This window comes from Amycolatopsis sp. cmx-8-4, assembly GCF_046548675.1.
Classification (GTDB): Bacteria; Actinomycetota; Actinomycetes; order Mycobacteriales; family Pseudonocardiaceae; genus Amycolatopsis.
On sequence record NZ_JAEBDZ010000003.1, the window covers coordinates 233,504 to 256,449 of the forward strand.

22 protein-coding genes are annotated in these 22,946 nt (G+C 70.4%); 4 read left to right on the forward strand and 18 right to left on the reverse strand.

Annotation, left to right across the window (positions count from 1 at the left end):
• Positions 1-22 precede the first annotated feature (22 nt).
• Both ACLJQZ_RS07165 and ACLJQZ_RS07170 read left to right on the forward strand, forming a co-directional pair.
• The gene (locus tag ACLJQZ_RS07165) at positions 23-1,207 is read left to right on the forward strand and encodes an arginine deiminase (RefSeq protein ID WP_410619556.1); all 1,185 of its coding nucleotides are present in this window, start codon (positions 23-25) and stop codon (positions 1,205-1,207) included.
• A gap of 150 nt (positions 1,208-1,357) precedes the next feature.
• Positions 1,358-1,912 carry a ferritin gene (locus ACLJQZ_RS07170; RefSeq protein WP_410619279.1) on the forward strand — a complete coding sequence of 185 codons (555 nt, stop codon included), beginning with the start codon at positions 1,358-1,360 and terminating at the stop codon, positions 1,910-1,912.
• 88 nt (positions 1,913-2,000) lie between these two features.
• On the opposite strand, the gene ACLJQZ_RS07175 is transcribed toward ACLJQZ_RS07170, so the two are convergent.
• From ACLJQZ_RS07175 to ACLJQZ_RS07190, 4 genes are all read right to left on the reverse strand, one after another.
• Positions 2,001-2,825 (reverse strand): hypothetical protein, encoded by an 825-nt coding sequence (locus ACLJQZ_RS07175; RefSeq protein ID WP_410619280.1) that lies wholly within the window; start codon positions 2,823-2,825, stop codon positions 2,001-2,003.
• Positions 2,822-3,340, reverse strand: coding sequence for a SigE family RNA polymerase sigma factor (locus ACLJQZ_RS07180; protein ID WP_410619557.1), 519 nt, complete (start codon positions 3,338-3,340; stop codon positions 2,822-2,824). Before ACLJQZ_RS07180 ends, ACLJQZ_RS07175 begins: the two co-directional genes overlap by 4 nt.
• Positions 3,341-3,541: 201 nt before the next feature.
• The gene (locus ACLJQZ_RS07185) at positions 3,542-3,895 is read right to left on the reverse strand and encodes a DUF952 domain-containing protein (protein WP_247059826.1); all 354 of its coding nucleotides are present in this window, start codon (positions 3,893-3,895) and stop codon (positions 3,542-3,544) included.
• 178 nt (positions 3,896-4,073) lie between these two features.
• On the reverse strand, positions 4,074-4,955 hold the full coding sequence (locus ACLJQZ_RS07190) for a DUF5926 family protein (RefSeq protein ID WP_410619281.1): 882 nt from the start codon (positions 4,953-4,955) through the stop codon (positions 4,074-4,076).
• Between the two features lie 53 nt (positions 4,956-5,008).
• Here ACLJQZ_RS07190 and ACLJQZ_RS07195 point away from each other — a divergent pair, with 53 nt between their 5' ends.
• Complete coding sequence (locus ACLJQZ_RS07195; protein WP_410619282.1) at positions 5,009-6,175, forward strand: cytochrome P450; 1,167 nt, start codon at positions 5,009-5,011, stop codon at positions 6,173-6,175.
• 274 nt (positions 6,176-6,449) lie between these two features.
• Here the strand turns inward: ACLJQZ_RS07195 and mca are convergent, their stop codons facing one another.
• Both mca and ACLJQZ_RS07205 read right to left on the reverse strand, forming a co-directional pair.
• Complete coding sequence (mca, locus tag ACLJQZ_RS07200) at positions 6,450-7,295, reverse strand: mycothiol conjugate amidase Mca (RefSeq protein WP_410619283.1); 846 nt, start codon at positions 7,293-7,295, stop codon at positions 6,450-6,452.
• Complete coding sequence (locus tag ACLJQZ_RS07205; protein ID WP_410619284.1) at positions 7,292-8,653, reverse strand: DHA2 family efflux MFS transporter permease subunit; 1,362 nt, start codon at positions 8,651-8,653, stop codon at positions 7,292-7,294. Before ACLJQZ_RS07205 ends, mca begins: the two co-directional genes overlap by 4 nt.
• Before the next feature lie 94 nt (positions 8,654-8,747).
• Here ACLJQZ_RS07205 and ACLJQZ_RS07210 point away from each other — a divergent pair, with 94 nt between their 5' ends.
• Entirely contained in the window at positions 8,748-9,344 is a 597-nt protein-coding gene (locus ACLJQZ_RS07210; RefSeq protein ID WP_410619285.1) for a TetR/AcrR family transcriptional regulator, read from the forward strand.
• On the opposite strand, the gene ACLJQZ_RS07215 is transcribed toward ACLJQZ_RS07210, so the two are convergent.
• The 12 genes from ACLJQZ_RS07215 to ACLJQZ_RS07270 all read right to left on the reverse strand — a co-directional run bounded on the left by ACLJQZ_RS07215 (position 9,341) and on the right by ACLJQZ_RS07270 (position 22,912).
• Positions 9,341-10,381 (reverse strand): DUF4328 domain-containing protein, encoded by a 1,041-nt coding sequence (locus ACLJQZ_RS07215; protein ID WP_247059819.1) that lies wholly within the window; start codon positions 10,379-10,381, stop codon positions 9,341-9,343. The two genes, ACLJQZ_RS07210 and ACLJQZ_RS07215, sit on opposite strands and share 4 nt — an antisense overlap.
• Before the next feature lie 2 nt (positions 10,382-10,383).
• Entirely contained in the window at positions 10,384-10,743 is a 360-nt protein-coding gene (locus ACLJQZ_RS07220) for a rhodanese-like domain-containing protein (protein WP_323325508.1), read from the reverse strand.
• A 225-nt stretch (positions 10,744-10,968) separates the two neighbouring features.
• Positions 10,969-12,597, reverse strand: a complete 1,629-nt coding sequence (locus tag ACLJQZ_RS07225) for a cation acetate symporter (RefSeq protein ID WP_410619286.1) — start codon at positions 12,595-12,597, stop codon at positions 10,969-10,971.
• Positions 12,594-12,944, reverse strand: coding sequence for a DUF485 domain-containing protein (locus ACLJQZ_RS07230; protein ID WP_410619287.1), 351 nt, complete (start codon positions 12,942-12,944; stop codon positions 12,594-12,596). The genes ACLJQZ_RS07225 and ACLJQZ_RS07230 overlap by 4 nt, the downstream gene beginning before the upstream one ends.
• Positions 12,945-13,150: 206 nt before the next feature.
• The gene (locus tag ACLJQZ_RS07235) at positions 13,151-14,941 is read right to left on the reverse strand and encodes a cation acetate symporter (RefSeq protein ID WP_410619288.1); all 1,791 of its coding nucleotides are present in this window, start codon (positions 14,939-14,941) and stop codon (positions 13,151-13,153) included.
• Positions 14,942-14,971: 30 nt separating this feature from the next.
• Entirely contained in the window at positions 14,972-15,493 is a 522-nt protein-coding gene (locus tag ACLJQZ_RS07240; RefSeq protein WP_326945537.1) for a hypothetical protein, read from the reverse strand.
• A 13-nt stretch (positions 15,494-15,506) separates the two neighbouring features.
• Positions 15,507-16,343: a LytR/AlgR family response regulator transcription factor gene (locus tag ACLJQZ_RS07245; protein ID WP_410619289.1), complete on the reverse strand. Its 837-nt coding sequence runs from the start codon at positions 16,341-16,343 to the stop codon at positions 15,507-15,509.
• Between the two features lie 87 nt (positions 16,344-16,430).
• Complete coding sequence (locus ACLJQZ_RS07250; RefSeq protein ID WP_410619290.1) at positions 16,431-17,846, reverse strand: carbohydrate-binding protein; 1,416 nt, start codon at positions 17,844-17,846, stop codon at positions 16,431-16,433.
• Positions 17,847-17,964: 118 nt separating this feature from the next.
• Entirely contained in the window at positions 17,965-19,077 is a 1,113-nt protein-coding gene (locus ACLJQZ_RS07255; protein WP_410619291.1) for a TetR/AcrR family transcriptional regulator, read from the reverse strand.
• 1 nt (position 19,078) lies between these two features.
• Entirely contained in the window at positions 19,079-20,620 is a 1,542-nt protein-coding gene (locus ACLJQZ_RS07260) for a long-chain-fatty-acid--CoA ligase (protein WP_410619292.1), read from the reverse strand.
• A 107-nt stretch (positions 20,621-20,727) separates the two neighbouring features.
• The gene (locus ACLJQZ_RS07265) at positions 20,728-21,573 is read right to left on the reverse strand and encodes a S49 family peptidase (RefSeq protein ID WP_247059805.1); all 846 of its coding nucleotides are present in this window, start codon (positions 21,571-21,573) and stop codon (positions 20,728-20,730) included.
• Between the two features lie 19 nt (positions 21,574-21,592).
• Positions 21,593-22,912 (reverse strand): histidine kinase, encoded by a 1,320-nt coding sequence (locus ACLJQZ_RS07270; RefSeq protein ID WP_247059804.1) that lies wholly within the window; start codon positions 22,910-22,912, stop codon positions 21,593-21,595.
• Positions 22,913-22,946: the final 34 nt, after the last annotated feature.

Consider the following 22,946-nt stretch of genomic DNA (forward strand, 5'->3'; position numbering starts at 1 on the left):
CGACGAAACGACACCTCCCCGGGTGGACAGCGAAGTCGGACCTCTGCGCGCGGTGCTGCTGCACCGGCCCGGCAACGAGCTCAAAAGGCTGACGCCCCGCAACAACGACCAGCTCCTGTTCGACTCAATCCCCTGGGTCGACCGGGCCCAGGCGGAGCACGACGCGTTCGCCGACGTGCTGCGCGGCCGCGACGTCGAAGTCCTGCTGCTGGCCGACGCGCTCCGCACGGCCCTCGAGGACACCCGCGCGCACGCGTCGGGCGTCCACGCGGCGGTCGACGACCGGCGTCTCGGCGGCGACCTGGCCGACTCGCTGCGGTCGCACCTTTCGGGCGTCGACGCGGCCGGCCTCGCCGAGGTGCTGATGGCCGGGATGACGTTCGAGGAGCTGCCGTCGGCCGAAGGCGCGTCCCTGGTGCGGATGATGAACCACCCGCACGACTTCGCCGTCGACCCGCTGCCGAACCTGCTGTTCACGCGCGACTCGTCGGCGTGGATCGCCGACCGGGTGGCGATTTCGTCGCTGACCATGCCCGCGCGGCGTCGCGAAACTGCCGTGCTGGACCTGATCTACGCCTACCACCCGTACTTCCGGCACGCCGCCCGCGCGTACGGCGCGCATTCGGCGCCGATCGAGGGCGGCGACGTCATGCTGCTGGCGCCGGGCGTGCTCGCCATCGGCGTCGGCGAGCGCACGACCGCGGCCGGCGCCGAGTCGCTGGCCCGCTCGGTGTTCGCCGACGGCATCGCGCACACCGTGCTGGCCGTGCCGATCGAGCAGTCCCGCGCGACCATGCACCTGGACACGGTGTGCACGATGGTCGACGCCGACGCGGTGGTGATGTACCCGCTGGCCCGCGACTCGCTGACGGCGTTCACCATCCGCCCGACCGGCGACGGCGGCGTCAAGGTGGCCGGCCCGACGCCGTTCCTGGCGGCCGCGGCCGAGGCGATGGAGATCGACCGGCTGCGCGTCATCGACACCGGCCTGGACCCGGTCACGGCCGAGCGCGAGCAGTGGGACGACGGCAACAACACGCTGGCCCTGGCGCCGGGCGTGGTCGTCGGCTACGAGCGGAACGTCGAGACGAACGAACGTCTCGAGGCGGCCGGCATCGAGGTGCTGCCGATCGCCGGGTCCGAGCTGGGCTCCGGCCGGGGTGGCCCGCGCTGCATGTCGTGCCCGGTGCGCCGCGACCCTCTGTGAATGAAAATAAGCCTTCCCTAAACGGCGTCGACAATTTAGGGAAGGCTTACCAAAATTAGGTTCGTCTTTCTTTAGGAATGGTAGCCTAATAGGGGGTAGATCACCACTCTGAAGTGGCATTAAATCGCATTCTGACGTACCGTAAGCGGCATGGCCCTCATCAACAAGAAAGAACCGCGCTCCAAGTTCTACGAACTGCTGCAGGCGCAGATCCACAACGAGTTCAACGCGTCCCAGCAGTACATCGCGCTCGCGGTGTGGTTCGACGCCGAGGACCTGCCGCAGCTGGCGAAGCACTTCTACAAGCAGTCGGTCGAAGAGCGCAACCACGCGATGGCGCTCGTGCAGTTCATGCTCGACCGCGACCACCACGTCGACATCCCCGGCACCGGGGAGGTGCGCAACGACTTCTCCGGCGTCACCGAGCTCATCGAGCTCGCGCTCGAGCAGGAGAAGGAGGTCGCCACCGACATCTCCACGATGGCCAAGGCGGCGCGCGACGAAGAGGACTACATCAGCGAGCAGTTCACGCAGTGGTTCCTCAAGGAGCAGGTCGAAGAGATCTCGCAGATGAACACGCTGCTGACGATCGTCAAGCGCGCGAACGGCAACCTGTTCGAGGTCGAGGCGCACCTGCACCGCGAGTCCGTCGGCGACGCCGGCGCGGACGCGCAGATGCCGCCGGTGGCCGGCGGGGCGCTCTGACAGCGCTCACTGACTTCCCACCACGAAGAACGCGAAAACCCGGGCTCTCCCCCTGTGGACAGCCCGGGTTTTCCGTGTGCGGCGCCGGTCAGCCGGCGCAGTCCTGGTTGAGGCTCATCAGACTGGTCTGCACGACCCCGGTGTCGTCGAGCCGGAAGTGGTACTCCGACGTGCTGCGGGCCGGAGCGACGATGCCGCCCGGCTCCGGTTTGGCCTCGGGGTAGGTGGCGAGCACCTGCTCCTTCGTGGACCCGGCGCCGACGCCCTCGGCGGTGTGCGCCGCCTGTTCCGGCGTGACGACGGTGAGCCCGACGGCCTTCGAGATGACGACGGTCGCCGCAGCCGGCACTCCGCTGCCCTGTGCCGTGTACGTGGAACAGCTCGCGCCGGCCTGCTCGTCGCTGAACGTGACCCCCTGGGCCGTCAGCTCGGCCTCGGACATCCCCAGTTTGAGGGTGCCGAAGCCGTCCGAGGCGAGCAGTGGGCCGCTCAGGACGGCCGGGAGCTTCGACGGCGGCTGGGCCGACGGCGGCCGCACCGTCCGCGAGGGCGATGACCCCGCCGGCGGGGAGACGTCGATGTCCTGCGTGCTGGTCGGCGCGGGAGCCGGCGGCTGGGGCTGCCGGCCGGGCGTGAGGTTCTCCGGCGGTTTGACGCTGATCGGGGCGCCGTCGGCGGACATCACCGCGGTGCCTTCGTCCGTGTGGAGCCGCACCACGGTGAGCCCCCCGGCGACGAACACCACGGCGGCCGCGACGCCGACCGCGGTCAGCGCGCCTTGACGACGGTGACGACGACGGCGCGCACCGGCGACGATGACCGTGCCGGCGTCGGGTGGCGGGGGCAAGTCGAGCCGCTCATCGGCGAACAGGGCGCGCAGGCGCTGCTCCAGTTCGTCCTCGGAGATGTTCAACCCGCGTCACTCCCTTCGCCTTCGCCTTCGCCGTCGGCCGCCTTCAGTTTCATCCGCAGCGACGCGATCGCCTTGCTGGCCTGGCTCTTGACGGTGCCCTGCGTGACACCGAGCGCACCGGCGATCTCCGCTTCCGAGAGACCTTCGTAGTAACGCAGCACCATCACGGCGCGTTGCCGCGGCGGCAGCGTTCGTAACGCGCGCCACAGCGGCTCGTGCTCGAACGGGTCGTCCGGGACGTGCGGATCGGTGTCCGGCAGGTCGGCCACCAGGTTTTCGCGGCGCGTCCGGCGCCAGCGGCTGACGTGCGCGTTCGCCATCGAGCGGCGCACGTAGGCCAGCGGGTCGCCGGTCTTCTCGTGCACGTAGGTCCAGCGTGAACCCATCTTCTCGAGCACGGTCTGGACCAGGTCCGCCGCGTCGTGCGGGTTGCCGGTCAGCGCGTGGCCGTAGCGCAGCAACCCCGGCAGCACGGCCTGCACGAAGTCCCCGAAGTCGGCGAGCTCACCCGGCAACGTCGCGGCCCTCCCTCGGCCTGCGCTGGTCACCCAGGTATCTCCCCCGGTGAAGACGGGTGCCGCAGCGGTCACCGTATCGCCTCCCATCGGGGTCGGGTAGCCAGAAGCCGAGTCACCTTCCTCCCCAACACGCATCACAACCCCCTCAGGTTGCTCGCGTCCCCGCACGAATCCGGAGACGCTCTGACGTGCTCCGCGTCAGCGGAGCGCGAGCGACTCCGGCAGCCGGAAGCCGCCGTCCGCCACTTCGGTGAACTCGTGGACATCCACGACGGCGGCACGCGGGATCGGGCCGTACACGTGCGGGAACCAGACCCCGGCCGGATGCGGCGGCTCGCCGTCCTCCCAGCGGACCGGGACGCCCAGCTTCGCCGGGTCGATCTCGAGCAGCACCAGGTCGGTACGGCCCTGGTAGAGCGCGTTGGCCGGCAGGTGCGCCGTACCGAAGTCGGAGCAGTGGATGAACCCGACGTCATCCAGCGACGGCGCCCGGTATTCACCGCCTTCGACGGCCTCGGCCCAGTCGGCCGCCCCGCAGATGTGGAGTATCACGCCGAGAATGGTCCCACCAGCGCGATCCGGCGGCGGTGTCTCGTGCGCCACATAATGCCTGGTTGAACGCTCATCGAGCGCGTGGAAGAGCACCCGGTGACACCGGCAGTCCGGTGCCGGATGACGAAGGGCCGCCCCGTGTGGGACGGCCCTTCGTCGTTCAGCTGTCGTGGCTCGGTCAGCGCAGGGTGAGCTGACGGCCGATCAGGCCGTCACGCGCCCGCCGCTCGGCGGCGTTCAGCGGCTCGGCGTCGAGGGACTTGAGCGCCGTGTCGAGACGGGCACCCAGGGCGTCCTTCGCGTCCGCCCACTCGCGGGCGTGGGCCTCGGAGTCGAGGTCCCAGACCGGGACGAGCAGGCCGTGCGCCCGGAACGAGCCCGCGTAGCGCGAGCCCTCGCCGAGGCCCAGTTCGCCGGCCGCGGACAACCGCGCCAGGGCCTGGAGCAGCAGGTTCTCCGGCTCGGGCCGGACCCAGCGCAGGTGCGCCTTCTCGCCGGCGAGCACCCAGTAGGCGCCGAAGCCGAGCCGCTCGGTCGGCATGATCGCGGCGTTGGCGCGCTCGAGGGACACCGCGACGTCACCGGTGGCGTCCGCGTCCTCGGGCAGCCACCACGCGAAGTCGCTGTGCAGCGTGACGTCGAGCTCGGCGCCCGGGGTCAGCAGGTCCTGCAGCCGGGCGTGCTCGTCAGCCTCCGGTGGGGTGGTGGTGTCCGGCACGCCGAGGACGTCGCCCTCCTTGGCGTCCAGCAGCCACTTCAGCGAGCGGCCGAGGTCGCGGCTGATGTCGGAGGACCGGGTCTGCACCTGCAGGCCGAGGTAGCGCTCACCGTCGGAACGGACGAACGCGGCCGCGGCCATCGGCAGCACGGTGGCGATGGTGACGTCCCCGCCGTCGGCGAGGGTGAGCTTGGCCGTCGCGGACGGCACGAACTCACGCAGCGCGATCAGCTCGGGCTCCGCCGCCAGCCCTTCGAACGGCTGCCCGACGAAGACGTCGCGCACCTTCGGCTTGCGGTCCGACGCCTGCTTGGGACCCTTCTTGCGCGCGCCCTTGCCCACGGCTGCCTCCTCTGGCTCGGCCTGGAACGCTATCGAAGGGTTAGTCTCGCGACGTGTTCGACCCCCGCGATCCTGACTTCCTCGAAGACCCGTACCCCGCCTTCGCCGCCCTCCGCGCACAGGGCGACGTCCATTTCCACGAGGAGCTCGGCCTGGCGTTGACGGTGTCGCACGCCGCGTCGTCGGCCGTATTGCGCCACCGCGGGCTGGGCCGGATCTGGCAGGACGCCCAGCCACTCGAACGGTTTGCCTCGTTCAACCTGCTGCACCGCAACTCGCTGCTGGAGAACGAGCCGCCGGCCCACACCCGGCTGCGCCGCCTGATCGCGGGCGCGTTCGGCCGCGGCCACGTGCAGCGCCTGCGCCCGATGGTCTCGACGCTCGCCGCCAAGATGGTCGACGACCTGGCCGCGGCCATCGCCACCGACGGCAGCGCGGATCTGCTGGAGCACCTCGCCCAGCCGCTGCCGGTCGCGGTGATCGCCGAGCTGCTCGGCGTCCCGGGCACCGACGGACCGCGGATGGTGCAGCTGTCCAACGCGATCGTGAAGATGTACGAGTACGACCTGCCCGAAGAGGGCCGCGACGCCGCCGAGCAGGCCGCCGGCGAGTTCGTCTCGTACGTCCGCTCGGTCGCGGCTTCCCGGGCCGCCGCGCCCGGTGACGACATCATCAGTGACCTCCTGCGCAGTGAGCTGACGCCCGACGAGCTGGTCGCCACGGCGGTGCTGCTGCTGATGGCCGGTCACGAGGCGACGGTCAACGTGCTCGGCAACGGCATCACGGCCCTCCTCACGCATCGCGACCAGTGGGATCGGCTGTTGGAGACGCCATCGCTGCTCGATCCGTGCGTCGAGGAGCTGATCCGGTTCGACGCGCCCCTGCAGCTGTTCGAGCGGACGGCGAGCGAGGACGTCTCGATCTCCGGCTTCGTGGTGGAGCGCGGCCAGAAGATCGGCGCGCTGCTGGGCGCCGCGGCCCGCGATCCGAAGGTGTTCGAGGAGCCGGACCGCCTGGACATCGGCCGGACACCGAACGCGCACCTCGGCTTCGGCATGGGGATTCACTACTGCGTGGGCGCTCCTCTCGCTCGGGTGGAGATCGCGGCGGCGCTGACCGCGTTGACGGAGAAGTTGCCGGGGCTGCGGCTGGTGGAGACACCGCCGCGACGGCCGGAGTTCGTAATCCGCGGGTTGCGGGAGTTGCGGGTCACGGCCTGAGCTGCGGACGTGGGGCCGGCGCCGGGAGAGCCGCAGCTTGCGCGGGCCCGGGGGCCCGCGGTGGTGCTCGTGTTGCCGGTCCGGCCGATGGCTGGACTGCTGCGGTGGTCCCACGGTCGGGGCGTGAGCCGCGGTCTGTGTGGGCGGTCGTCGTCGCGGGCTGGGAGGACCGCGTGGCGAACGTAGTGGCTCGGCTGCAGGAACCTCCGGCCTGCGTGGACAGTCGCCGTGGTGGGGGTGGGTGCGCCACGGCAGGTGGGGCGTGGGTGGCGGGTCATGGGGTGAGTCCCGCGAACAGGTCTGTCTCCAGGTCGGGGCCCGGCGCTGGGTGGGCTCGGTGGTAGTCCTCGAAGGGCCAGGCCTCTCGCTCGATGTCGCGGGAGTGGCTGAAGAACGGGTGCGCCGGGTCCACCTGGGTGGTGTGGGCCAGGAGCGCACGGTCTCGGGTTGCGAAGTGCGTCTCGCAGCGGATTTGGGTGGTGATCGGCAGCTTGTCTTCGGGTGGTAGTTCGTCCAGGACCGGGCCCATGGCCGATGCGAGGCCGGCGGTGAGGGTGGCCTTGTGGATGGCCTCGAACCACGCTCGGCTCAGGGTTGCTTGGTAGTACAGCTTTTGCGGTCGCCACGGGTCACCGGTGCCGGGGTAGCGGGTGGGGTCGGCGGCCGCGGTGAATGCCTCGATCGTCACCTCGTGGGTGCGGATGTGGTCCGGGTGGGGGTAACCGCCCGTTTCGTCGTACGTGATCACCACGTGCGGGCGGAACTCCCGGATCAGTGCGACCAGCGGGGCGGCCGCCTCTTCGAGGGGGAGGGCAGCGAACGAGCCTTCGGGTGGTGACTCGCCTTCGGCCGGGAGGCCGGAGTCCGTGTGGCCCAGGAACTGCTGGCGGACGCCCAGGATCTCGGCCGCCACGGCCATTTCCCGGCGGCGGATGGCCGGGAGGTCGGCGCGGATTTCGGGGGTGTCGAGGGCCGGGTTGAGGACGTCGCCGCGTTCGCCGCCGGTGCACGTTGCCACCAGGACGTCGACGCCTTCGGTGGCGTAGCGGGCGAGAGTTGCCGCGCCTTTGCTGGACTCGTCGTCCGGGTGGGCGTGGACGCTCAGGAGGCGGAAGGTCATGCCAGGCTCCTCTTCGGACTCGGGGACTTCGGGAAGAACGCTGCGGGGATGAGGGTCAAGGCCGACAACGCCAAGGCCCACGTGAAGGTGGTGCCGAACGCCGTGGGGGCGGCGGTTCCGGCCAGTTCGTGGTGGAGGATCGCCGCCAGGAGCGCGGCGCCCAGGGAGCCACCGATGCGGTTGACCACGTTGAACGCGCTCGCCGCTCGGGGGATGCGGGATCGCTCCAGGGAACCGTAAAGCGTGGTCATGCCTGGAGTTGTCGCCGCGCCCAGGCCCGCACCGCGGATCAGGAGCGACACGGTCAGCAGGACGCCGCCGGGAGACGAACCCAGCTGCGTGAACGCGATCGTGCCCAGCAGGGACAACGTGATCCCGGCCAGCATCATCGTGCGGGGACCGAAGCGCGCGAGGAGCCGGCCACCCATGAGCAGCACCACTGCCGAACCCACCGCTTGGGGAGCCAGGAGCAGGCCCGCCTGCAACGCGCTCGCGCGCTCTACCTGCTGGTAGTACAGCGGGAGCAGCAACATCGAGCTGTACAGCGACGCGCCCAGCAGGAACGTGCTCGCGCTGGCGACCGCGAAACCCTTGTCCCGGAACAACTTCAGGTCCAGCACCGCCGATCGGGCACGGGCCGCGTGGACGCCGTACGCCAGCAGCAACGCCGCTCCGGCGACCGCGGCCACGATGACGCCTTCGGCCAGGCCGTACACGAACGCGCCCAGACCCGGGGACAGCAGCGCGATCCCCCGGACGTCGAGTGGTTCGCGCACGCCACCCGGTTCCGGCGCCGGGAGCAGGCGGCGGGCGCACACGAACGTCGCCACGCCCAGCGGGACGATGCCGAAGAACATCCAGCGCCAGCCGAAGCCGGCGACGAGGGCGCCGCCGACCATCGGGCCGAGCGCCGGGGCGACCGTGGCCGGCAGGGTGATCACGCCGATCATGCGACCCAGCGCCAGGCCCGCTTCCTGCGCGAACACCGCCTGGCCGACCGGCTGCATCAGGCCGCCGCCCAGGCCGTGGAGCACCCGAAATCCGATCAGCGCGGGTGCCGACCACGCGAAGCCGCACAGCAGCGTGCCCGCCGTGAAGAGCGCGACCGCGGTCAACCAGACCGCGCGGCCACCGAACCGGTCGGTCAGCCAGCCCGACAGCGGGATCGCCGCCGAAGCCGCCAGCAGGTACGCGCTGGCGACCCACTGCACGGTCGTCAGCGAGCTGCCGAGGTCACGGGCGATCGAGTCGATCCCGACGGTCACGATCGTGGCGTCGAGGATCGACAGCACCGCGCCCATGATCAGCACACCGCCGAGCCGCCAGAGCGCTTTGTCCGGCCGGACTGCCGTGGTCATGCCCACCCCCGTTCATTAGGTCCGACCTCAGATTAGGTCGAACCCACTCGATGGGTCAAGCACAAGTTTGGGTCCGACCCAGTAGAGTGACGGCATGAGCGAGGGACTCCGGGCCCAGAAGAAGCACGAGACCAGGAGGAACATCTCCGACGTCGCGACCGGCCTGTTCATCCGGAACGGCTTCGAGGACGTGACGATCGCGGAGATCGCCGCCGAGGCGCGGGTGGCCAAGATGACCGTGACGAACCACTTCCCGCGCAAGGAGGACCTGGTCTTCGACATCCGCGCGGACTTCGCGGCCTGGCCCACGTCACTGATCCACGACAGCGCCTTCCACGACACGCGCGAGGTCTACTTCGAGGCCCTGGGCGCCGAACACGCGCTCGTCGGCTTCTCGGGCCGGGGGTTCGCGCGGATGATCAAGGAGAGCCAGGTCCTGACGAACGCGCTGCACGAGATGCACCGCGAGCGCGAGGAGGCGCTCACGCACCTCCTGATCGGCCGGCACCCCGAGCGGGAGCTCGAGCCGGTGCTGGCCGCCGCGCACCTCGCGACCGTGCTGCGGGTGCTCTTCCAGGAGGTCTTCGACCGGACGCTCGAAGACGAGCCAGCGAAGCAGATCGCCGACGCCGTGTGGCCCCTCGCCGAACAGGCCTTCGACCAGCTGGAGCCGGTCTTCGGGACCTACTAGCGCGCCGCGCCGGCCGGGCGCTTGGTCCGCAGCTCGGGCTCGGGCGCGCCGTCGACCTTCAGCACGCGCAGCTCGCGCACGCCCATCGCGTCCGACGGCGCCAGCAACGCCGTGAACCGCCGCACGACCAGCGCCGTCACGACCGCGAGCGCGGCCGCCGCGAGGTCGGTCAGCGCGACCAGGACGACGCTGTCCGCCATCGACTGCACGTCGGTGCGGAAGCGCCAGACGATCGTCACGCCCAGCATGATCCAGTTCAGCAGCCAGGCACCCCACCAGACGAGCACCTGGCGGGACGGCTTCGGCCGGACGTCACGCGCGCGGCCCAGCACCGCGTGCTCCAGCTCGCCGACGATCGACAGCGCCATGGGCAGGTTCGCGATCGGCACCAGGATGCCGACCAGTACCTGCCACACCGGGCGCGGCGGGTCGTCGCCCGAGGCGTCCGCGGCCGCGTGCCGGGCGACCAGCAGCCACCAGACGGACAGCCCCGCCGGCAAGAGCGCGAGGATCGAGGCGAGCAGGCCCGCGGTGAGCACGAACCCGTCGGAGAACGCGACGACCGAGCGGGTCAGCGCGGAGTCGCGGCCCTGGACGAGCAGCACGTACCGCCAGACCTCGGCGCCGGCGGCGACCACCGTGAGCACGGCGAACGCGAAGAGGATGCCGACGAGGCTGCGGCTGAGCACGCGCACGCGGTCGATCGGGCGGACGGCGTCGGAGGCCGTGCCCGGGACCGACGTCGGCCGACGCCAGACCAGGTTCGGGAAGCCCCAGCGCGGCGGCACCGGGTAGGACGGCGGGCCGTAGTAGCGCTCGGGGGCCACCGCCCGCCGACGCGGCCAGGCGCCGGGCGGCGGGGTGGCCACCCAGCGCAGCTTCGGCCGGTGGACCGGACGGCGGTGGTACGGGTACGGCTCCGGGTGCGCGGCCAGCGCGCGGCCCTGCAGCTGCTGCGGGTTCGGCGGCGGCACGGCCGGGCGCGGCCAGTACCCGGGTGGGTACGGCTGTCCAGCCGGAGGCTGACCCGGGTGCAAGGCTAGATCACTTCGGGATCGATGCCGGGGTGCTCGCCGACCATCGGCCGCCCTTCGCGGTGCCACGCGCCCATGCCGCCGGCGACGTTCACCGCGTCCCAGCCGCTCTGGTTCAGCCACGCTGTCGCGCGGGCGGACCGGCCGCCGCTACGGCAGATCACGTGGATCGGCTGGTCGTCGGGCAGGTCGGTCAGCTCGCCGACGCGGGCCGGGAGCTCCCCCATCGGGATGTGCACGGCGCCGGGCGCGTGCCCGGCGGCCCACTCGTCGTCCTCGCGGACGTCAAGCAGCACAAGACCGTCTTGGGGCAGGTCGCGGACCTCGGCGGTCGGCAGTTCAGCGGGGCTCACCACGTTGACCATGCTGCCATGTCAGGGCGTTGCCCGCGTGTGAGGTGTGCGTACGAACGGTCCGTTCGCGACGGAAGAGGCGCGAACGGGCCGTTCGTGCCGGAAAGCGCGGCCGGATCCGGATGACGGAACCCGGATCTCGCGTGATTGGGAAGCCGACACGCGTGATTGGGGGGTCGACACGGCGAAGGGGGCCTTCCGCAGACACGCGCGGAAGGCCCCCTTCGTGACGTGGAGCTAGTGCGAGACGGCCTTTTCGGCGCCCGCGCCCGTCAAGGCCCGGACCTCCATCTCGGCGTACTTCTTCTTGTTGTGTTCCTTCGACAGGACCGTGCCCAGCCAGCCGAGGAAGAACGCGATCGGGATCGAGAACAGCCCCGGGTTGTCGAGCGGGAACCAGTGGAAGTCGACGCCCTGGATCATCGACGCGCTCTTGCCCGTCTTGGCGTCCACCGGCTTCCCGGAGACCGCCGGCGAGAACACGATCAGCACGATCGTCACCAGCAGGCCGCCGTAGATCGACCACAGCGCGCCCTGGGTGTTGAACCGCTTCCAGAACAGCGAGTAGAGGATCGTCGGCAGGTTCGCCGACGCCGCCACCGCGAACGCCAGCGCCACGAGGAACGCGACGTTCTGCGTCTTCGCCAGGATGCCACCGACGATCGCGACCGCGCCGATCACCAGCGCGGTGATCCGCGCGACGCGCACCTCCGACCCCGGCGACGGCTTGCCCCGCTTCACCACGCTGGCGTAGACGTCGTGCGCGAAGGACGCCGACGCCGTGATCGTCAGGCCCGCCACCACCGCGAGGATCGTGGCGAACGCGACGGCGGAGATGAACCCGAGCAGCACCGGGCCGCCCAGCTCCAGCGCCAGCAGCGGCGCCGCGGAGTTCGTCGTGCCCGGGGCCTTCGCGATCTTCTCCGGCCCGACGAGCGCGCCGGCGCCGTAGCCCAGCACCAGCGTGAACAGGTAGAAGATGCCGATCAGCACGATGGCCCAGACCACCGAGCGCCGCGCGTCCTTGGCCGTGGGGACCGTGTAGAAGCGCATCAAGACGTGCGGCAGGCCGGCGGTGCCCAGCACCAGCGCGACGCCGAGCGACAGGAAGTCCAGCTTGGTCGTGCCGGTCTTGCCGTACTGCTTGCCCGGGTCGAGCAGCGCAGCGCCGCCCTTGCCGCCCTTGTCGACGGCGGCCTGGAACAGGTCGGACAGGTTGAAGCCGTACTTCCCCAGCACCCACAGCGTCATCGCGAACGCGCCGACGATCAGCAGCGCGGCCTTGATGATCTGCACCCAGGTGGTGCCCTTCATGCCGCCGATCAAGACGTACAGGATCATGATCACGCCGACCACGGCGATCACCAGGTCCTGCCCGAGCTCGCTGTCGATGCCGAGCAGCAGGTTGACCAGACCACCCGCGCCCGCCATCTGCGCGAGCAGGTAGAAGAACGAAACCGCCAGCGTCGAGACGGCCGCAGCGGCGCGCACCGGACGTTGTTTCATCCGGAACGCGAGCACGTCGCCCATCGTGAACTTGCCGGTGTTGCGCAGCAGTTCCGCGACCAGCAGCAGCGCGACGAGCCAGGCGACCAGGAAGCCGATCGAATAGAGGAAGCCGTCGTAGCCGTTGACCGCGATCGCGCCCGCGATGCCGAGGAACGACGCCGCCGAAAGATAGTCACCGGAAATCGCGATGCCGTTCTGCGGGCCGGTGAACGCTCGCCCGGCGGCGTAGTAGTCGGACGCCGTCTTGGAGTTGCGGCTGGCCCGGAACACGATCACCAGCGTGATCGCGACGAAGACCAGGAAGATGATGATGTTGAGGGTGGAGTTGGAACCCTCCACGCCCGCGGCGAGGTTCATCGGCCGGGGTCTCCTTCGATGCTCGCGCGGATCTCGTCGGCCACCGGGTCGAGCTTCCGGTTGGCGTAGCGCACGTACAGCCCCGTGATGACGAACGTCGACACGAACTGCAGCAGGCCGAAGACCAGCCCGACGGTGATGTTGCCGAACAATCTGGTGCTCATGAACCCGTGCGCGTAGTCGGCGAGCAGGACGTAGAGCAGGTACCAGAGCAGGAACAACGCCGTCATCGGGAACACGAAGACGCGCAACCTCCGGCGCAGGCCGGTGAACTCGGGGCTTTCCTGGATCCTCTCCCACTCGGTCTGCGACTCCGCGCCACCGACGTCTTCCTCGGTGCTGCTCACAGAAGATCTCCACCTTTCCCGTTTTTCCGTACTGTCCGTACTGTTTGAAGCCAACGGACCGTAAAGAGTTAACGGCGTGGTTGGTAAGCCCCCAATCGGGCGCTTGACCTTGTGTAGAAAATCCGCTTGAGATTCGTGCGGGATGTCCGTTTAGCGCACGGGTGATCACTCGAACGGGTAATGCGTTCTCACGGCGAGTCAGCGAATTACTTGCGGTGCCGTCCCCGACCGGCGACCCGGGTCTTCTCCTCGGCTTGACCGAATCGGGCGACAGCGCGGTCGTGCATGAAGCCGAGCGGGTCCGGAGCGTGTAGGCGCAGCATGATGTCGTGCACGTGGTCCGGGCGGCCGTAGCCCGTGACGCGGCTGACGAGGTACGTCGTGACGAACGCGACCGGCACGGTGATCAGCGCCGGCTGGGTGGCGAACCACGGCGCCCAGCCCCCGGTGTAGCCGCTCACGATGTTGACGACCAGCGCGGCCAGCACCAGGCCGCCGCCGACGAACATCCCGGCCAGCGCGCCGGGCCAGGACAGCTTGCGCCACCAGATGCCCAGCACCAGCAACGGGCTGAACGTCGACGCCGCGAGCGCGAACGTCATCCCCACCGACAGCGAGATGTCCTCCGGCCGCAACGCGACGGCCAGCGCGACCGGGAACAGCGCGACCAGCACGGTCGCCACGCGGAAGTCGCGCACCCGGCCGGGCAGCAGGTCCGTCGACACCACGCCGGCCACGCTCACCAGCAGCCCGGACGTGCTGGACAGGAACGCCGCGAACGCGCCGGCCGCGGTGACCGCGCCGAGGATCTGGCCGCCGATACCCGGCAGCATCGCCGAGGGCAGCCGCAGGATCGCCGCGTCCGTCTTGCCGGTGACCAGCAGCTCCGGCACGTACATCCGGGACAGCGCGCCCAGCAGCGTCGGGAACAGGTAGAACAGGCCGAGCAGCAGCAGGACGTGCACGGTGGTCCGGCGCGCGGCCTTGCCGTCGGGGTTGGTGTAGAAGCGGACCAGCACGTGCGGCAGGCCCATGGTGCCGAGGAACGTCGCGAACATCAGCGAGTACGTCTGGAGCAGGTCGGTCAGGCTGCCCGACCCCGGGTGCAGCCAGTTCCCGTTGTCGGCGACGGCGTCGGTGACCACCGGCACCGGCGTGCCGGCCAGGAACTTCAGCTTGGTGCCTTCGGCGACCGTGTGCGGGGCCAGCGGGGTCCAGTGCGTCGGCCCGGCGGCCGGGCCGTTGTCCGCGAAGCCATACGCGTAGAGGAACGTGTCCGAGGTGACGTGCAGGGTGACGTCGGTCTGGACGTCCACTGTGGTGTCGGTGGTGAACACCGGCGGGGCGGCCGTGCCGAGCGGGCGGAAGCCGTCCGGGCCACCGCCGGAGAAGAACACCATGCACAGCACGAACGCGGGCACCGAGATCGCGAACAGCTTGAGCCAGTACTGGAACGCCTGGACGACGGTGATCGCGCGCATCCCGCCGGCGATCACGTTGAACGCCACCAGGACCATCACCACGACCGCGCCCGCCCAGGCCGGCACCGGCAGGATCGTCGCGAGCGTCAGCCCGGCGCCCTGCAGCTGCGGGACCATGTAGAGGATCCCGATGAACACGACGAACGCCGTGGAGAACCGGCGCAGGCCGATCGAGCCGAGCCGCATCTCGAGGAAGTCCGGCAGCGTGTACGCGCCGGAGCGCCGCAGCGGCGCGGCGACGAAGAGCATCAGCGCGAGGTAACCGGCGGTGAAGCCGATCGGGAACCACAGCGCGTCGGCGCCTTCCTTGAGCACGATGCCGGCGATGCCGAGGAACGACGCCGCGGACAGGTACTCACCGGAGATGGCGGCGGCGTTGCGCCGCGACCGCACGGTGCGCCGCGCGACCAGGAAGTCGTGCGTGCTCGTGGCGGACCGCGAAGAGCGGTGACCGAGGTAGAACGTCACCACGGCGACCAGCACGATGCCGGTCAACGCCCACGGGTTCAGCTGCACGGAGGAATCCTCGCACGGGGAGGCGCGAAACTAGTTTTCGATCATGTCCACGAAGGCGCGCTCGTTGCGTTCGGCCAGCCGGTTGTACCAGAGGCCGACGCCGAACAGGAACGGGAACGGCAGCACGCCGAGGATCAGCCACGCCACCGGGATACCGGCCAGGCTCAGCCGGGAGAACCCGGGGAGCAGGTAGAACAGCACCGGCAGCGAGCCGAACACCACGACGACCAGCAGGGACAGCAGCAACGCCGTCCGCAGCTGCACCTTCACCAGGTGGTCCCGGACGAGCAGCTTCCCCCAGCTGGTCTGTTCCTCCAGCTCGACGCGGGCCCGCAGGGTGCCGGCGCCGCGCTTCGGGTCGCTGAGGATCACGCGTTCGCGCTTGGGTTTCGCGTGCTGCTCGTGCTTCGCCGGCTCGTCCGGCGCGGGTGGCAACGGCTCGACGACGGCCTGCTCGGTCGGCTGCGGCAGCGGCCGCTGCGGGCGCCGGCCGAGCGTCGGATCGGGCTCGCGCACGCCGTTCGCGCGGCGGTCGTAGAAGTCTTCGGTCATGACCGGTCCCGGCTCAGCCGTTCCGGCCCGAACCGACCAGCCGGTCCTTCAGGGCGCGGGTGTGCCGCCGGCTGACCGGCAGCACCTTCTCCTCGTTGCCGATCACGACCTGGTAGCCGCCCTGGCCCATCCGCAGCTCGGTGATGAGCGGCAGCGCGACCAGGAACGACCGGTGGATCCGGACGAACCCGGCTTTCTCCCAGCGCTCCTCGAGCTGCGCCAGCGGGATGCGGACCAGGTGGCTGCCTTCGGTGGTGAACAACCGCGCGTAGTCGCCCTGGGCCTCGACCCAGCGGACCGAGGAGCGCGGGATGAGCTTGGTGGTGCCGGCCAGCTCGACCGGGATGACCTCGTCGTCGTTCTTCACACCGGGCTCGCCGCCGACGGCACCGGGAGCGGGCGCCGCGGCCGAGGCCAGCTTTTCGATGACGCGCGTGATCGCGCGGTCGAGGCGGTCCTGCTGGTACGGCTTGAGCACGTAGTCGAGGGCGCCGAGGTCGAAGGCGTTGACGGCCTCCTCGGCGTGCCCGGTGACGAACACCAGCGCGGGCGAGGGCCGGAGCGCGGCGAACACCCGCGACATCTCCATCCCGGACAACCCAGGCATGTCGATGTCCGCGAAGACGGCGTCGACGATCGGCAGGCCGCGCTCCTTGCGCTCGCGCAGCCTCGGGTCGTCGGTCGACAGCAGCCTCAGTGCCTCCGACGCGTCGATCGCCGGGAACACCTTCGCCACGTTCGGGCTGTTGCGCAGGCAATGGACGAGTTCGTCCAGACCTCGAGGCTCGTCGTCCACAGCCAGGACCACGAGCTTCCGGGTGTCATCGTGAGCACTCACAGTGAAACGCATCCTGCCCATTGCCGAGTGCAATGTCCAGCCCCCGTCCGCCTGAAGTGGGGGCCCGCGGACGGCAGCGCCGCCCGCGGGTCCCTCGTCTCAATGCACGAAGGTGAACCAGTTGAGGTTCACGAAGTCGGCGGGCTGGCCGCTCGTGAACGTCAGATACACGTTGTGCACGCCCGTCACGGCGCTGGTGTTCGCCGGCACCGTCCGCCAGGTCTGCCAGCCGCCCGTGCTACCGACAGCGAAGCTCCCGATCGGCGCGTTGGACAAGCTGTCCAGCCGGACTTCCACCAATCCGCTGACCCCGTTCGCGGCACCGGACGCCACACGCGCCTGGAAGTTCGTCGCCGCGCTGTTCCCGAAATCAACGCTCGGGTAGAGCGCCCAGTCGCCGTTGCCCGCCGGGCCGATGTTCTGGCCGCCGCCGGTGTCGGTGGTCGTCTGCTTGGCCAGGCCGTTCTGCTGGGTGTACGACTCGGCCTGGATGGTGCTGTACGCGCTGCCGCCACCGCCCGGTGGCGTCGTGGTCGTGGTCGGCGGTGTCGTCGGGGTGGTCGTGCCGCCCCCGCCGGAGCCGCGGGTGCTCACGGTGACGTAGTCGACGACCATCGGGTGCCCCGGCACGATCCCCGCGCCCGGCGTCGTGGTGCCGGAGTTGTTGTTGGGGAACGCGCCGCCGATCGCGACGTTCAGCAGCACGAAGTAGCCGGCGTGGCCGGTCATGTTGGCCCAGGTCGTGGCGTCGACCTGGTTCTGGCTGACCGAGTGGAACTGCTGCCCGTCGACGAACCAGCGGAACACCTGCGGGCTGACGCTGGCGTCCCATTCGAAGCGGTAGGTGTGGAACCCGGCCTGGCAGGTCGCGCCCGGACAGGCCCGGTTGTTGACGATGCCGGTGGTCTCGTTGCACGGGCCGCCGGGGTTGACGCCGCAGTGCATGACGCCCCAGACGGAGTTGATCCCGTTGACGTTCTCCATGATGTCGAACTCGCCGATGGCGGGCCAGTTCCACCAGTTGCCGCGGTAGGGCCCGCCGAGCGCCCAGAAGGCCGGCCAGTAGCCGAGCGCGGCGGCGCCGGTGACGTTCGGCATCTGGATGCGGCTCTCGATCCGCATCACCCCGCCCGCCGGCGGCTTGAAGTCGGTGCGCTGGGTTTCGATCCGCGCCGACGTCCAGTTGCCCGCGCCGTCGCGCAACGGCGTGATGCGGAGGTTGCCGGAGCCGTCGAGCGCGAGGTTGGACGTGCTCGACGTGTAGTTCTGGATCTCGCCGGTGCCCCAGTTGCCGGGGCCGCCGGGGCAGGCGTGGCCGGTGTCGATGATCCAGTTCGAGCCCGACGGCAAGGCGCCGGAGCCGCCGGTGAAGTCGTCGGCGAACACCGTCGTCCAGCCGGATTCCGGCGGCGGGATGGACGCCGACGCGGGCAATGTGAGCGGGATGGCGATGAGCGCGGCGCCGGCCAGGGCGCCGAGGGCCAACCGTGTCGAGGTGCGGGAGAGGTGGGGCATCGGGGACGACCTCCTCGTCGAACCGGATTTGTTGCGGGTCACAACAAAGCCCGTGACGAGGAGACCTCTCCGAGCGGAGTGATCGCTATACACGGTTACGAAGCAAGAGTGATACAGGTCACAAAGTCTGCCCCGAAGTACCCGAAACGGACAGTCCAAGCAAAGCCGACCCGATGGCGTGGACGGCGTCCTCGGCTCCCGGCAACGCGCGTAGGTGCGGCGTCCGGGCGACGTCGTTGACCACCGTAAGCGCAGCCTGGACGCGCACGCGTGCCAGGTCCGGGTGGACGTCGCGCAGCAGCCGGACCCAGGCCTCGACGTACTCGCGCTGGGTGCGGCGCAGCTCGTGCCGCTCGGGTTCCGGCAGCAGCCCGACCTCGGTGATCAGCAGGTCGACGACGTCGTGGTGGGCCAGCGAGTACCCGGCGTACGACCGCAGCAGGGCAGGCAACGGCGCCGTCCGCAGGCCCTGGCCGAGCGCGTCGGCGCCGGTGCGCAGGGCCGTCATCAGCAGCTCGGCCTTGCTCTCGAAGTGGTGGTACACGCTCGGCCCGGCGATCCCGGCCGCCGCGCCGACCTCCTCGATGGCCACGCTGTGGAAGCCGCGCTCGGCGAAGAGCCGGGCCGCGGTCGTCAGCAGCAGCTCACGCCGGGACGCAGGCTCGACGGCTGGTTCAGGTGCTCGTTCGCCCAGATCCGGGAGCCGGACGGCGGCTACCGCGCCGGCCAGCGACGTCATCAGCTCGTCGTAGGCCGGGCGCGGCAGCTCGACGCGCTGGAAGGAGACGCTGACCAGCACCGCGAGCGCCGCCCAGGCCAGCAGCCCGGCCTGGTCGGCGGTCAGCTCCGGGCGCCGGTCCCGCAGGTGCCCGGCGAGCTGCCGCGCTACCCGCCGCAGTGGTGCGCCGACGCGGTGGCGTTCGGCCGGGTCGAGGTGCCGGGACTCGCGTTGCCACAGGACCCCGACGTCGCGCCGGTCGAGCACACTGGTCGCCAGTCCGGCGAAATCGGTGGCGGCGAGCGCGGTCAGCGCGTCTTCGACCACCGCGGCGAGCAGCTCCTGCTTGCCGCGGAAGTGCCGGTACAGCGCGGACGGGCCGATCGCGACGGCGTCGGCGATGTCGCCCATCGCGACGTGCGGGTAGCCGCGGCGGACGAACAGCTCGGCGGCCGCGGCCACGATCAGCGCGCGGCGGTTGCGCGGCCGGGTGCCGCGGGCGGGTGCGGACAACTCAGTGGACCCCGCGGTCGCCGTCGGTCCAATGCCGCTTGCGCAGCTCGCGCTTGAGGATCTTGCCCGCGCCGGACATCGGCAGGGCGTCGGTGAACTCGAACGTGCGCGGCACCTTGTAGCCCGCGATCGCCTCGCGGCAGAAGTCGCGCAGCTCGTCGCCGGTCGCCTCCCGGCCGTCGAGCAGCACGACGACGGCATGCACCCGCTCGCCCCACCGCTCGTCCGGCACGCCGATCACCGCGCACGCGGCGACGGACGGGTGCTTCGCGAGCGCGTTCTCCACCTCGGCCGAGTACACGTTCTCGCCGCCGGACACGATCATGTCCTTGATCCGGTCGACGACGAAGACGTAGCCGCGCTCGTCCATGTAGCCGCCGTCGCCGGTGTGCATCCAGCCGCCGCGCAACGCGGTCGCCGTCTCCTCCGGCCGGTTCCAGTAGCCGAGCATCACGTGGTCGCCGCGGCAGACGATCTCGCCGACACCGCCGCGCGGCACCTCGACGTCGTCGACGTCGACGATCCGGACCTCGGCGTGCGGCGCGGCCCGGCCGGCGGCCCGGCGCAGCGCCGGGTCGTCGTGGTCCTCGGCGGACAGCAGCGTCGCGACCGGCGAAAGCTCCGTCATGCCGTACGCCTGCACGAAACCCGCGCCGGGGAAGGTTTTCCGGGCGCGGTCGAGCACGGCTTCGGAGATCGGCGAAGCGCCGTAGACGACGTGCTTCATCGACGTCAGGTCGTGCTTCGCGACGTCCGGGTGGTCGACGAGCAGCTGGATCATCGTCGGCACCAGCAGCGTGTCCGTGACGCCCCGGCCGCTGATCGCCTCGAGCACGCCGTCCGGGGTGAACATCGGGACGATCACGTGCGTGGCGCCGACGAGCTGCCCGGCCGCCCAGGCCGCGCCGTCGGCCAGGTGGAACATCGGCGCGGCGTGCAGCAGCTTGCCGCGGGCGGTGAGGAACCGGCCGGTGGCGAGGCTGCCCAGTGCCGACGTCAGCAGGTTGCGGTGGCTGAGCATGACGCCCTTGGGCGTGCCCGTGGTGCCGCCGGTGTAGTAGACGCCGAGCAGGTCGTCACCCCCGCGGCGCGCGTCGTCCACCGGATCGGCGCCGGCGACGAGGTCCTCGTACCCCAGCATCCCGTCCGGCGTCGGCGTCTCGCCGATGTGGACGACGGTGGTCACGCCGGCTTCGCGCAGCTTCGGCACCATCGGGACGAAGGCGTCGACGACGAGCAGCACGCGCGTGTCGGATTCGGCGAGCGAGTAGGCGATCTCCGCCGGGCTCCAGCGGATGTTGATCGGATTGAGCACGGCGTTCGCCCACGGCGTCGCCAGGAGGTACTCGTGGTAGCGGTCGGAGTTGAGGGCGAGGATCCCGACGCGGTCACCGGCGCCGACGCCGAGCTCCTTGAGCGCCCCGGCGAACCGGGCGACCCGCCCGGCGACCTCGCCGACGGTCCGGACCCGGTCGCCGAACTCGGTCATCGGCCGATCCGGCCCTTGCTGCACGGCCTGGTGAAGGGTCTGCGTGAGGTGCATCCGCCGCTCCTTTGCGGTCCGGTCCCCTAGCGCTGATTCACATAGCCTAGCGCCGATTCACTTAGGAGACCAGACCTCGACGGCCGGAGGACCGTCGAGGGAAGGGGTCAGAGACCGAAGCGGGACCAGGCGGCCTTCTGGGTCACGGCGTCGAGCACCGCGGATGCGGCGGCCGGGGCGCCGATGCCGAGGCGGGCCAGCAGGGGCCGCTTCGGTTCGGCGACCGAGATGTCGGCTTCCGGGTAGCGCTCGGTGATGATCTGGCGGAGGCTGCCGAGGCCGTCGATCAAGCCCAGCTCGACGGCCTTCGCGCCGAGCCAGACATCGCCGGTGAAGAGGTCTTCGGTGTCGGTCAGCCGGTCGCCGCGGCGGTCCTTCACCCAGCTGACGAACAGGTCGTGGAGCTGGGTGTGCATCTTCTTCAGCCACTCGACGTCTTCGGGCTTCTCCGGCGAGAACGGGTCGAGGCGCGACTTGTTCGCGCCCGCTGTGTGCAGCCGGCGCTCGATGCCGAAGCGCTCCAGCAGCCCGGTGAAGCCGAAGCCGCCGCTGATCACGCCGATCGAGCCGACCATCGACGTCCGGTGCGCGTAGATCTCGTCGGCCGCGCAGGCCAGCCAGTAGCCGCCGGAAGCGGCGACGTCCTCGCAGAACGCCAGGACCGGCACGCCCTTCTCGTCGGCCAGCTGCCGGATCCGCTCGGCGACCAGGCCGGACTGCGTCGGCGCGCCGCCCGGCGAGTTGATCAGCAGCGCGACGGCCTTGAGCCGCTCGTGGCCGAACGCCCGGGTCAGCGCGGACTCGACCGCGTTGAGGTTGATCGCGCCCCTGGCCAGCGGTGACGGCGACGGCGTGATCACCCCGTGCAGCTTCACCACGGCCACGACGTCCTTGCGCTCGACCCGGTCGGCCAGACCCGGGATCCGCGAAGCCAGCTTGTCCGTAACGCTCATAAGGCCAGGCTAGCCGGATTCAGCCCATGGGGAGGATGCCGGACCGGGTGCCGTTGACGCCGTTCGCCTCGGCGCCGTTGAGCTGCGCCGGAACGCCCTGCGACGGGACGTCGGCGCTGTCGTTGTCGGAGCTGTAGTCCGGCATGTTCGGGCGGACGCCGGGGACGAACTTCGGCACCCGCAGCGTCACCTTCATGCCGGCGCCGGGCGCCGTCTCGACCATCACCGCGTAGTCGCTGCCGAACACCTGCTGCATCCGCTGGCTGATGTTGCCGAGCCCGACGTGGGCGCCGGCGCTGTGCGCGTTCTTGACGTCCTTCAGCCGCCGCGGGTCCATGCCGATGCCGTCGTCCTCGACGCTGATCAGCGCCTCGGTGCCGTAGTCCTGCGCGATCACTGTGACGCAGCCGCCGCTGGGCTTGCTGGCCAGGCCGTGCTTGACCGCGTTCTCGACCAGCGGCTGGATGATCAGGAACGGCACGACCACGCTGAGCACCTCGGGCGCGATCTTCATCCGCACCTCGAGCCGGCCGCCGAAGCGGGCGTTCTCGATGGTCAGGTAGCGGTCGATGTTGCGCAGCTCCTCGGCGAGCGAGGTGAACATGCCCGACGAACGGAACGAGTAGCGCGTGAAGTCGGCGAAGTCCTGGAGCAGCTCTCGCGCCTCTTCGGGGTCCGTGCGGATCAGCGCGGAGATGGTGTTCAGCGCGTTGTAGACGAAGTGCGGCGAGATCTGCGCGCGCAGCGCCTTGATCTCGGCCTGCTGCAGCTGCTGCTTCGACTCGTCGAGCCGGGACAGCTCGAACTGCGTGCAGACGAACTGCGCGACGGCGTCGGCCATCTGCACCAGCCGCCCGCGGGTCCGGCCGACGACGATCAGCGCCGCCTCGGTCTCGCCCTCCACCAGCAGCGGCACGATCACGGCGGTCTTCATCCGGCAGGTGCCGCGGTGGTTGCAGGGCATCCGGTCGTGCGCGACGACCTCCCGGCGGTGCTTGCGGATGGCCGCGCTGATCGCGTCGACGAGGTCGACGTAGTGCTCGTTCGCCTCGCCGTCCCACGACAGCAGCGTGCCCTCGCTGTCGGTGATGCCGACGGCGACGCAGTCGAGCATCTGCAGCAGCTGGGTGGTGATCTTGTCGGCGGCGTCCTCGTCCAGGCCCGAGCGGAGGTTCGGCGCGGCTTTCGACATCCGGTGGACCGCCTGCAGCATGGCGTCTTCGACGACGCTGGCCGGCTTCCGCTGCTTGAACAGCAGCACGATCACCGCGATGCCGAGCAGCACCGCGAGGCCCCACGGAACGATCTGCGCAAGCGGAAACCCGGACACGGCGTCCATGCTCTGCGCTCGACCAACCGGGTGCAAGGCCTGA

Coding starts and splice junctions, on each gene's coding strand:
- ACLJQZ_RS07170 (WP_410619279.1), top strand. CDS start 1,358: ATGGCCCTCATCAACAAGAAAGAACCGCGCTCCAAGTTCTACGAACTG.
- mca (WP_410619283.1), bottom strand. CDS start 7,295: ATGACCTTCCGCCTCCTGAGCGTCCACGCCCACCCGGACGACGAGTCC.
- ACLJQZ_RS07205 (WP_410619284.1), bottom strand. CDS start 8,653: ATGACCACGGCAGTCCGGCCGGACAAAGCGCTCTGGCGGCTCGGCGGT.
- ACLJQZ_RS07210 (WP_410619285.1), top strand. CDS start 8,748: ATGAGCGAGGGACTCCGGGCCCAGAAGAAGCACGAGACCAGGAGGAAC.
- ACLJQZ_RS07220 (WP_323325508.1), bottom strand. CDS start 10,743: ATGGTCAACGTGGTGAGCCCCGCTGAACTGCCGACCGCCGAGGTCCGC.
- ACLJQZ_RS07225 (WP_410619286.1), bottom strand. CDS start 12,597: ATGAACCTCGCCGCGGGCGTGGAGGGTTCCAACTCCACCCTCAACATC.
- ACLJQZ_RS07240 (WP_326945537.1), bottom strand. CDS start 15,493: ATGACCGAAGACTTCTACGACCGCCGCGCGAACGGCGTGCGCGAGCCC.
- ACLJQZ_RS07245 (WP_410619289.1), bottom strand. CDS start 16,343: ATGCGTTTCACTGTGAGTGCTCACGATGACACCCGGAAGCTCGTGGTC.
- ACLJQZ_RS07250 (WP_410619290.1), bottom strand. CDS start 17,846: ATGCCCCACCTCTCCCGCACCTCGACACGGTTGGCCCTCGGCGCCCTG.
- ACLJQZ_RS07260 (WP_410619292.1), bottom strand. CDS start 20,620: ATGCACCTCACGCAGACCCTTCACCAGGCCGTGCAGCAAGGGCCGGAT.
- ACLJQZ_RS07265 (WP_247059805.1), bottom strand. CDS start 21,573: ATGAGCGTTACGGACAAGCTGGCTTCGCGGATCCCGGGTCTGGCCGAC.
- ACLJQZ_RS07270 (WP_247059804.1), bottom strand. CDS start 22,912: ATGGACGCCGTGTCCGGGTTTCCGCTTGCGCAGATCGTTCCGTGGGGC.